The following is a 9,884-nucleotide window of genomic DNA, read 5'->3' on the forward strand; positions in this document are numbered from 1 at the left end:
TCAACATTTATAGAGGGAGGATTTTTTTGAGATTACAAAGGTTTGTTTCTTCAATAGGGGAAAGTTCAGTACCGGAAGATATCCACGCTCAAAATACTAGGAAAATTCGACTGATTTCTTTAATGTTATACGACAAAGAAAAAGTTGGAGAAGTAGATTTTGATTCTTTTACTCTTGATGATCTTGTATTAGCAAGAGAGGAAATTATTGATTATAACTCTGACGAGTTCGATGAAGGACAAGTCGACTTCTTTCCTAATGCTGAAAATGGATTATATCATGTGAATCGATTAGCTCATATATCTAAAAAAGTTAAATCAATTCAATCCATTAGGAAAAAGAGGAGGTTTTTTTAGTGGCTAAGTCAGCTTATCTATCTAATGAATGGTTAATGGCTGCTTATAGCACTGCAGATAATTTATTAGTAGCCAAATTAATGCATGATGAAGGAGTTCCACTAGCACCGGAATTAACATTTTTTGTAGATTATCACTCCTACAAATTTTCGTTATTTTGGGTGGCGCTAGGTGAACTCTTTTTTTATGAGAAAGTAAGCGAAGGTAATAATGGAAGTACGGATGGAGAGTATCTCATTACCTGCAAGGAGCTGTCTGAAATATACAAGATGAAAGAGCTGCTAAAAGGGACTAAGGATTATTTTATGTTCTGGGAAGAGTGTACTAATCTTGTTGATTTTCTTGATGTATCAGCGGAATTATTCGAACTGTCTATTAAGGGCGAGTTTACAGACAATGGACTTCTTCTGAAATTCGTAGGAGATCCTTATTACTCTGAATTTTTTACACTGTTGCAAGGTATTTTTGAATTTAAACAATATCTAATCCTATTTCTAAATACCTGGAAGGAGAAGATTAATACAATTTCTAAATTAGGAGGAAATAAATATGACTCAAACAGTCAACGAAGTTCACATTCAGCTTAAGGAGCATGGGGCTGTAGTGAATAACTTATGGAATGGTATGTCTGTTAGTAGGAACTATATCTCACCTACAGATTTAGCACTATCGATGTTAGATATTTTGGAGGATAGCGAAATTATTAGGCATTTGTTATCAACAAATACCTTGGTTGAATTATTTACTCCATATCTTGAAGCGGATAGCTGGGATACTGGTGAACATGAAGAAGATCTTATTCAGATTATAGACATGATAACCGGAAATGTACCCGATTATGGAGAGAAAGCAGTTAAGTTATTGTTTACTCAACTTAGTAGTCGCTTTAATCCTATGGAGCTTTCTGTTCAAGAAACCAATAAGATTTTAAAAGTATTTATAGATAAATTTAGTAGGACCAACTTTAGTGGAGAGTATGAGTACACTCTATTAATTGATCTCTTCTGTAAGATACTTGAGAAAGTCAATTTACTCGGAGATCGTTCGGTTCCTTTCTTATCGCCGATTTTAAGGAAGATATATCAGCAAGCTAACTTTCTAGATGATAAGGAAATAATAAATAGTCTATTTGAGGTGACAGCTTCTAAAGCTGATAAAAGTGCAGTATTACGTGTATTAGAGCCGTATATCAAGAAAGAAAGAGTATGTTCAAGCCCATTGCTCCCGAAAAATTGTTTTATCTATCAAGAAATGTTGGATGGGAGAGTTTTAGTTGGAATAGAGGTTGAAGCTCAACGATTTGATGTTAAGTATCATCGTAGGGATTTCAAACAAGTAGGGCATCCAAACATGCTTTTTTTATTTAAAATAAGTGGTCAAGAGGTATTGATGTCGCAATTAGTGTGTATAAAAGATAAATTACTTAAGCCAACAACTCAATTATATCGTTACCCATTCAGTAACGTATTTAAAAGTTTGTCATGCTGTTGGCCAGATTTGCAGTCCTATAAGGTTAAGGATTTATCAATGGTAGGTACACTTCCATATGCTTTTATAAATTCCCCAAATAATGATCATGCGTACTTTGGTGAGAATTTAGGAGAGAAGTTTTATTTTCTACAAGATAATGATTTTAATCATGAAGATCTAACTCCAATTGAAGATGGTTTAACCCTTTCTGATTGGCTAGAGTTACAGAAGTTTGAAAAGAAGTAACTGTCTTTTTTCTAATGAATTAAGAATATAATACACATTTTAGGAGGATAAAAAAATGTTTGAAAATCAATTAAGTCTATTTGGTGAGAATGTTAAGTTTATTAATAAAGAGGAAGATAAGAGTAATGAAAAGCAACAGGCAAAAAAGGAAGATAAAAAGTCGAATAAGAAAGAAGTCGTTTCTTCAGCAAGTGATAAAAAAGAATCGAAGAAGTCAGTTGCAGCTAAGACTCAAAAGGTCTTTGAAAATATTAAAGAAGATTGGACTATCCATTATTATTCTAATACTTTCCAAGTTACAGAGTTTGTAAATGATATACCGGAGAGTGGTATTTCCACTGAGCAATTGAGAGAAGAAATGGCTAAAGAATTCTTTGAAATGAGTAGGGATCGTACTTTTTGGGATATTGATAAAGAGAATAAACGACTGTTTCCTCGTATTACAGGAGGAGCAAAAGGATGATGAAAAAAGGAATTCACACTTACAGCTGGTCATTAACTGATCTACTAAAAGAGGGATTAACACCTTTTAATATTGTTGCCTCTAAAGACGGACGTTTATATGAAATTAGAAAGAGTGAGTTTGGGACGATGTCTGTTCCAGTTCAGTCTCTTCAGCGATTAGAAGAAGTACCTACAGGATTTCAAATGGATTTACCAAAGATACCAGGATACTTGTTAGAGCGGGTTGTAACATTCTTTCGTGATTACTGTTTAGAATTTGATTATGAAGTAATGGTTCAATTTTTTTGGAACAAAGAACTAGAAAGTTATGAGGTTAGATGCCCGATTCAATCCGTTTCTAAAGTAGAAGTTTCTTTCACGGAGTCTATATATTCAGAGGACCTTGTAGAAGTACTTCAAATTCATTCACATAATTCAATGCCTGCTTACTTTTCACCTACTGATAATTATGATGAAAAGAGATTTTTTATCTATGGTGTTATAGGAAACTTGCATACACATAAACCTTCAAAGGTGTTAAGAGTAGGTTTTAATGGATTCTATTATGAATTGGATTATGATCAAATTTTTACAGATTTTGATATTACAAGATATAGAGAATATCCTCTTGAATGGAAAGACAATGTTTCATTTACAAGCCAAATTAATGGAAAGGAAGAAAGATAATATGGAATCTTTACATATTTTAGAACCAGGAAGAGAGAAAATATATTTTGATATTGTACAAGTAGGAGCTGGCGCCAATGGCGGCCAGTTCTTTCGTTCATTATGTCAGGATATTGCAACTCACTTTAGATCCTTTAATGAAGATAATCAGGACGTTACTTTCGGGGTAAACATGCTTTTGTGCGATGCTGATCGCTATGAAGATCACAATTTGTCAAATCAATTGTGTACTCAAGAAGATATTGGTGAATTTAAAGTGGATGCGTTAAAAGAACGGTATGAAGAAGTTTACGGATTAAGTATCGGTAGCATTCCACGATATGTAAAAACGAAAGAAATGATTGACCAATTATTCTCAGATAAAGGTATCTCAGATAAATATCAAACAGTAAAAATTTTAGTGGGAATGATTGATAATAATAAAACAAGACAATTGTTTCATGATTATTTTTACTCTGATGATATTGAAAATCTAATTTGGATTGATGCTGGAGTCACAGGGGTTAATATTTCTTCTAGTGATAGCAAAGTTATTAGGGAAAGCGGATTTAGTGGGCAAGTTGTAGTAGGTTTTAAATATAGAGGAAGAGTGATATTGAAACCCGTTACAGATGTCTTTCCAGAAATGCTGGAAGATGCTAAAAGTTCGTTTCCTGACGAGTCATGTGGGGAATTAATTATAAATAATCCACAACGAAGTGCTACAAATCGGATGGCTGCTACAATGGCTAATAATGTAATGAACAATTTATTTCACTCACAAAGGATATATAGTCACATAATAAACTTTAATGCTCAGACATGTATGAGCGGAGGAAGGACAGGCTTTATTACAGAAGAAGATATTAGTATGCTTGAAAATCTAAAATCAACTGAAGAATAGGGGCTTTCGCTCCTATTTTCCCCACTTAAACCACTATACTAACTTCAAATTAACGTTTTCAAAATTTGGAAATATTGATTAAAATATATTGCTATGATAAAGTAAGACTATATGACTATTTTTCCAGTAAAAGCAAATATATTATACATTTGTATGTGTTATATTAGATTTATTTAATAACTAAGAGGGGACGAAATTAAATGATATGCCAAACAATAGAATAAAAATTACTATTAATGTAAAAAACTCAACTAAATTAACATTAGAACAAGCACTTAACTACTTCCATAAACATGAGTTTATACAAATTTACGGTATACATAGATTAATTCCACTAAATACCCTTATTGAATTATTAAATATATCACGGTCCTCATTTGAGAGAACATTGTTTAAAAATGATTACTTTAAATATTATGAAATTACTGGAGAAAATTTACCGAGAAATAAATATTATGTAGATCAGAAAGACTTATTAGACTTTTTTGTTAATCATTGTAATTTGAACTTTAACAAGATTGTTTATAATGATAATGGAGATAAACTTGTACTTCATAGGCTTTCTAAAGGTTCTATATCAATAAAAGACAAAGAGTATTTAGCTGAATTATTATCTTCAGGTGCTTGGTTTTCTAGCAAGATGATGGAAGACAAATTTAATAGAACCAGAGCCATAATTTCTAGGTTATCTAATGTTATTGATTCCGTAACTTTTTCATTTCCACAGAGTAATCGTCATTTTAGACGCTATTTAATATATCAACCAGATGATTATTATCTTCATATCATAAAGAACTACGAAAAATTTACGAGGTTAATTAAAATTATTGAGTAATCTATAACATAATGCTATAATATTCCCATATGTAATTTATGTTTGCTCATTGAGCCTTTTGTTGAAGTTTTAAGCCCTATGGGTGGTATTTTTCCTTATTGGAGGAAGTATGCCCCATAGGGCTTTTTTGCGTTTATTAAATATAATGGAGGATTTTAAAAATGTTCATATCAATAGTTTTAACTCTATCAATTCTAGTATTGAGTTGTTCACTTTATTTGTTTTCTAAAAGTGCTGAGATTAGAGCCAAGACACGAACAGAGGCTCTGTATACTTTTCAGATTACAAAACAAAATGAGTCGATTCTTACTCAAATTAATAGGATAAGTGAAAGTAGTATACAGAGTGAACCATTACATAATCCTATAGACAACGTCGAAGACAGGTTAGTAATGGATGTACAAATTACAAATGATCAGGTAGAGCAAGAAGAACTATTATTAAATCCAGCAACTGAAATTACAAATGAAACATTACTAAGCATTGAAGATCTTAAAGAAGTAGAAATAGATAGTCTGTCGGCTGCATTTCTAGAAAAAGTTAATGCTAAGGAAGATATACACACTCTAGTTGACGCTGTGTCTGAGGAGGAAAAAACGACTCAAGGCAGTGTAGAGCTGGAATTACAAGAACAAGATACTAAAAATTCCTGGTTTAATTTTAAAGAGGTTGATTTATTCCTATGTGACCGACCTGAAAAGGGGCTCTATTATATTGCAGGAAAACTCATTGAAAAAATCGATGAATATACTGCTTTTATTGGAGATGGAACAGCTGACAGAATGTTTGAGCATCAAAAATTATCTTCTTATGAAGAGGGAGATATTATCATTGCTCAAATAAGTGTTAGTAATCATATATGGACAGTCTTGAATGTTTGGGGAATCAATGATGAGAGTACTTACTTAACAGAAAGTAGTTTAGGTAACACTCATGTATCTTAAGAAGTGGAGTTAAAAAGAGGTGAAAGATCTCTTTTTACTCTCTCTGATAGGATTAGTGTTAATGGGTTTATAGTCCTATGAGAAAGGGTCATACTTACAAAAAATAAGTATTTTTTACTTGAAATACTTTACAAGCATACATATATACGTATAATTGTAAGAGAAACTTGAAAAAAATGTCGTTTTTGGAAATTGGAAAATGGGAATTTTGGAATAAATAAATATGTTAAATTTTCATATTGGAGGGAAAAGTTATGGCAAAAAATGATATTTATATTAGTAAAAATGAATTGATCGAACGTACTATGTTGTTGGTTGGAAATTATTTTGTTAGAGAGGCTCAAGACTTATGTAATGAAAAATCAGGGAATGGAAACTTAGAAATCATATTTGCCATGAAGCAAAACCCTAGATTAAATCATAGCTATAACGTAAAACCTGAAATAAGAAACGGTAGTCTACATATTTCCCATCCTACAAAGGAATATAACGAAAAGCTACTACGATTAAATAATGAGATTGTATATAGTATTGTAAGTATTTATATCTCTAGTAAAGCAATTGTTCAGGGGACAATTACCTTTATTTTTGAAAAGGGTAAAATAATAGATTGCAAGTTCAGCAGCTCATTTATTTATAGAGATCTAGAACGATAAATTTGTTAAATATTCATATTGGAGGGGAAAGTTATGGCAAAAAATGATATTTATACTAGTAAAAGTAAATTGATTGATCGTACAATGTTGTTGGTTGGAAATTATTTTGTTAGAGAGGCTCAAGACTTATGTAATGAAAAATCAGGGAATGGAAACTTAGAAATCATATTTGCCATGAAGCAAAACCCTAGATTAAATCATAGCTATAGCGTAAAACCTGAAATAAGAAACGGTAGTCTATATATTTCCCGTCCTACAAAGGAATATAATGAAAAGTTGCTAAGATTAAATAACGAGATTGTATATAGCATTGTAAGTAATTATATCTCTAGCAGAGCAATTGTTCAGGGAACAATTACCTTTATTTTTGAAAAAGGTAAAATAATAGATTGCAAGTTTAGCAGTTCTTTTATTTATAGAGATCTAGAACGTTTTGGAAAAGAAGCATTTGATTTAGAAATAGACTTTCCTGAAGAAGAAGACTTAGTATAAAGGTATAGGTGATTTTATGGAAGAAAATAAACCGCTAATACAATTTGAAGATGACACCATTCTTCCAAAGCTACCTTCTGATAGTAACATGAATGAATGGATGCTCGAATTCCTTTCATTTATACAGCAATGGGGGCTTATAGCCTGTGTAATTTTTTGTTTAATATGTTTGGTACAGGTCCAATATTTTAAAGCAAGAAAAAACCCACAGGCTTCAAGGTTTTGGAAGTTTATTGCGTGGGGGATGGCTTTCTTAACTGTATTCTGTGCCGTTTTTCCATATGTAGTGTTAAGGTTTTACTAGCGTTATCCACCATGCTCCGTAGAAGAACGGAGTTTTTTTATAACTATCAATTCACTTTTGTGAAAAAATGTCGACAATATTTAAGAAGGAAACTATAATAGAAAAAACATATTATACTATACGTATATATGTATAACAAATAGGTTAGGGAGGATAATACAAATGCCAACCGCTAAAATTATTCCGTTTCCAATAGATAAAGCAAATAAGATAGATACTGGTAGCCAAGTAAGTGTCTATGATCTGTTTCCAAAACAGGTAGTAGACGACTTTATGGAATATCACAGACAGTCTAGTGATTGGAGAAATCATGCACGAAAAAATACAATTTATGATGGATACCCTTGGGTTGCTCCATGTGATCCTGTAGTTGAAGGACTTGTTTGGTATACAGATGAGATGAAAGGATTTGGTGTCTGGGTCCTGAATAAATCAGGTGAGGAAATTCAACTAAATAAACAGTTTGATTTTGGCTGGAGCCCCTTTGTTAGAAAAAGTACTGCCCCACCTCATGAGCCTGTCCATATTCAATCCGTTGAGATTCGTAATTATCTCATATGGTATGTAGATGAAGACGGATATGGCCAGTATGGTATGTTACAAAAAGATGGGACAGTTTGGTTACCACAGGAAAAGCCAGCAAATTGGGAAAGTTAATATCGGTTTGTTTTTAATTCTGGAATATTGAACCTGTCATTACAAAATAGTGCCGTTTAAAGCATTGAATAAAAGACGTATGATGTGAAATAAGGAGTTTATTAAATTATGAATGACAGTTTAAGATTAATGATTTATTAGTCTATTAGGTATATTCGTTTGTGTGGTAGCTTTAATATTCTTAGGTTAGTTTAACTAACTTCAAATTATGCTTATATAGTTCAGTAAAGAACTAAAATGCGACATAAAGAAACTATTAACCAACGAACGGATAATAGCCTTATGAATCAAAATATAGTAATAAAAGTTCGTCGATTATTGATCTTAGTCTTTGGGCTTTAACAGATTGTTTGCCAGAAATACTACATACAAGTAGGTATTTGTTAATCGTTGGTTCTAAAAAGGGATGAATAAGAAAAGTTTTGTTCATTATTGCCTCCTATTAGAAAGATTTACTCAGTGAACAATCTATTCATCTTATTGAAAATTGTTCCGACTATCTAAAGACGTGAAATAAGGTGGCAGTTTATATAAGAGAAAATTACTTTGTTTTTCGCTTAATAGTCAGACATAAAAAAGCTATAACCCATCGATCAAGTAATAGCCCTTAAGGAGGTAAAGTGTGAACTATCTTGTGATGAGCAACTTTTCCAAGGTTACTCATCACCATGACCATGAAGATGATATTTCATTAGTAATATATTAAATAAATATGTTAATGAACTGGACAATTGTTGATTTGCGTCACAATTCGCTTAATTAACGACTATATTGTGATCTTCAAAATTCTTTATTGCCAACTCAACAGTTGAGATTCAGTTAATCTTACCAGGAGACATCTATTCTATATGAGATAGACACTACTACCTAACTCCAGAGTATGGTGTTATTCTTATAACAACTTAGTAGTAACTCCGAATAAATATCAAGAACCAGTTTACAAGGAGAATTATAAATCCCTTTAAAATAAAAACAATCTTTAGGAGTGATTTATTTGTTAAATTTAAATCTTGCACAGCAAAAGTTGGTTGAATATTACGGTAAAAATGTAAGAGAAAGCGTGATATTCATGAATCAGAAACAAGTTCAAATGTTAGTCGAAACAGATAAGTCCTATGACATTGTTTTAATTACAGATCACACCAATCTTCCGATTGGGAATGTCGATGTTCTTATACAACAAAAGATACTTAAAACAGGTGATACACTAGAAGAAATGACTGCCTTACTAACTTCTCTACATAACGAAATCGAAAAGGGCTATAGTCAAATCGAAACTAAGCTAAATGACGTTATAAAAGATATGAAAGTAGCCATTCAAGAGGGCAATAACTTATTACCCTTAACGAAGGATCGATTTAATCATGACTAGTAGGGGTAGCGTCAGGAAAATGCGGATTTACAACGATAAGCGTATTTTCCTGACGAATTCTCTATTTTTAACAACGTTAAGAAAGTTTCAATGGTCTTAAAGAATCTAACGAAACTATTTTCTCGGAGTTAAAATGGTATTCTCCTAATAAATTTATATGTTCCCAACCTAGAGGTGACATATGGTGCAATAATTCTTCATTTAAACTATCAAACCGTTTTTGATATTCAACTGCTTTTGTTAGATGTAAAGTATTCCAGATACTGATGGCATTGATGATTATGTTTAAGGCACTGGCTCTTTGTAATTGATGCTGTATGGTTCGTTCCCTAAGCTCTCCTTGCTTTCCGAAGAAAATAGCTCGTGCCAGTCCATTCATAGATTCTCCTTTATTCAATCCTCTTTGTATCTTTCTTCTTAAAGATTCATCTGAAATATAATTAAGAATAAAGATAGTTTTTTCTATTCGACCCATCTCACGTAAGGCTGTAGCTAGGCTGTTTTGTCTTGAATAAGACCCTAATTTCCCCATAATAAG

At 32.1% G+C, this 9,884-nt stretch carries 14 protein-coding genes; 12 read left to right on the forward strand and 2 right to left on the reverse strand.

Annotated elements, in window-relative coordinates:
- The first annotated feature begins 26 nt into the window (after positions 1 to 26).
- The 11 genes from COD11_RS17325 (at position 27) to COD11_RS17380 (ending at position 7,974) form a co-directional block, all read left to right on the forward strand.
- Entirely contained in the window at positions 27 to 356 is a 330-nt protein-coding gene (locus COD11_RS17325) for a hypothetical protein (protein WP_141549703.1), read from the forward strand.
- Positions 356 to 943, forward strand: a complete 588-nt coding sequence (locus COD11_RS17330) for a hypothetical protein (RefSeq protein WP_098798158.1) — start codon at positions 356 to 358, stop codon at positions 941 to 943. The genes COD11_RS17325 and COD11_RS17330 overlap by 1 nt, the downstream gene beginning before the upstream one ends.
- Positions 906 to 2,072: a hypothetical protein gene (locus tag COD11_RS17335; protein ID WP_098798159.1), complete on the forward strand. Its 1,167-nt coding sequence runs from the start codon at positions 906 to 908 to the stop codon at positions 2,070 to 2,072. Before COD11_RS17330 ends, COD11_RS17335 begins: the two co-directional genes overlap by 38 nt.
- 55 nt (positions 2,073 to 2,127) lie before the next feature.
- Positions 2,128 to 2,535, forward strand: coding sequence for a hypothetical protein (locus COD11_RS17340; RefSeq protein ID WP_098798160.1), 408 nt, complete (start codon positions 2,128 to 2,130; stop codon positions 2,533 to 2,535).
- Complete coding sequence (locus COD11_RS26955; protein ID WP_098798161.1) at positions 2,532 to 3,203, forward strand: hypothetical protein; 672 nt, start codon at positions 2,532 to 2,534, stop codon at positions 3,201 to 3,203. Before COD11_RS17340 ends, COD11_RS26955 begins: the two co-directional genes overlap by 4 nt.
- Before the next feature lies 1 nt (position 3,204).
- Positions 3,205 to 4,086 (forward strand): ThiF family adenylyltransferase, encoded by an 882-nt coding sequence (locus COD11_RS17350; RefSeq protein ID WP_098798162.1) that lies wholly within the window; start codon positions 3,205 to 3,207, stop codon positions 4,084 to 4,086.
- A 205-nt stretch (positions 4,087 to 4,291) separates the two neighbouring features.
- The gene (locus COD11_RS17355; RefSeq protein ID WP_098798163.1) at positions 4,292 to 4,921 is read left to right on the forward strand and encodes a hypothetical protein; all 630 of its coding nucleotides are present in this window, start codon (positions 4,292 to 4,294) and stop codon (positions 4,919 to 4,921) included.
- Positions 4,922 to 5,082: 161 nt separating this feature from the next.
- Positions 5,083 to 5,865, forward strand: coding sequence for a hypothetical protein (locus COD11_RS17360; protein ID WP_098798164.1), 783 nt, complete (start codon positions 5,083 to 5,085; stop codon positions 5,863 to 5,865).
- A gap of 254 nt (positions 5,866 to 6,119) precedes the next feature.
- Positions 6,120 to 6,521, forward strand: a complete 402-nt coding sequence (locus COD11_RS17365) for a hypothetical protein (protein ID WP_098798165.1) — start codon at positions 6,120 to 6,122, stop codon at positions 6,519 to 6,521.
- A gap of 33 nt (positions 6,522 to 6,554) precedes the next feature.
- The gene (locus tag COD11_RS17370) at positions 6,555 to 7,013 is read left to right on the forward strand and encodes a hypothetical protein (protein ID WP_098798166.1); all 459 of its coding nucleotides are present in this window, start codon (positions 6,555 to 6,557) and stop codon (positions 7,011 to 7,013) included.
- Positions 7,014 to 7,479: 466 nt separating this feature from the next.
- Positions 7,480 to 7,974: a hypothetical protein gene (locus COD11_RS17380; protein ID WP_098798168.1), complete on the forward strand. Its 495-nt coding sequence runs from the start codon at positions 7,480 to 7,482 to the stop codon at positions 7,972 to 7,974.
- 280 nt (positions 7,975 to 8,254) lie between these two features.
- Here the strand turns inward: COD11_RS17380 and COD11_RS26960 are convergent, their stop codons facing one another.
- On the reverse strand, positions 8,255 to 8,404 hold the full coding sequence (locus COD11_RS26960; protein WP_176551127.1) for a hypothetical protein: 150 nt from the start codon (positions 8,402 to 8,404) through the stop codon (positions 8,255 to 8,257).
- A gap of 564 nt (positions 8,405 to 8,968) precedes the next feature.
- Between COD11_RS26960 and COD11_RS17385 the strand changes: the two genes are divergently transcribed.
- Positions 8,969 to 9,346 carry a hypothetical protein gene (locus COD11_RS17385; protein ID WP_098798169.1) on the forward strand — a complete coding sequence of 126 codons (378 nt, stop codon included), beginning with the start codon at positions 8,969 to 8,971 and terminating at the stop codon, positions 9,344 to 9,346.
- A gap of 76 nt (positions 9,347 to 9,422) precedes the next feature.
- On the opposite strand, the gene COD11_RS17390 is transcribed toward COD11_RS17385, so the two are convergent.
- Positions 9,423 to 9,884: Tn3 family transposase (locus tag COD11_RS17390; protein WP_141549705.1), on the reverse strand; the 462-nt coding region annotated here is incomplete at its 5' end.

This window comes from Bacillus sp. AFS040349, from assembly GCF_002577655.1.
In the GTDB taxonomy this organism is placed as follows: domain Bacteria; phylum Bacillota; class Bacilli; order Bacillales; family Bacillaceae; genus Metabacillus.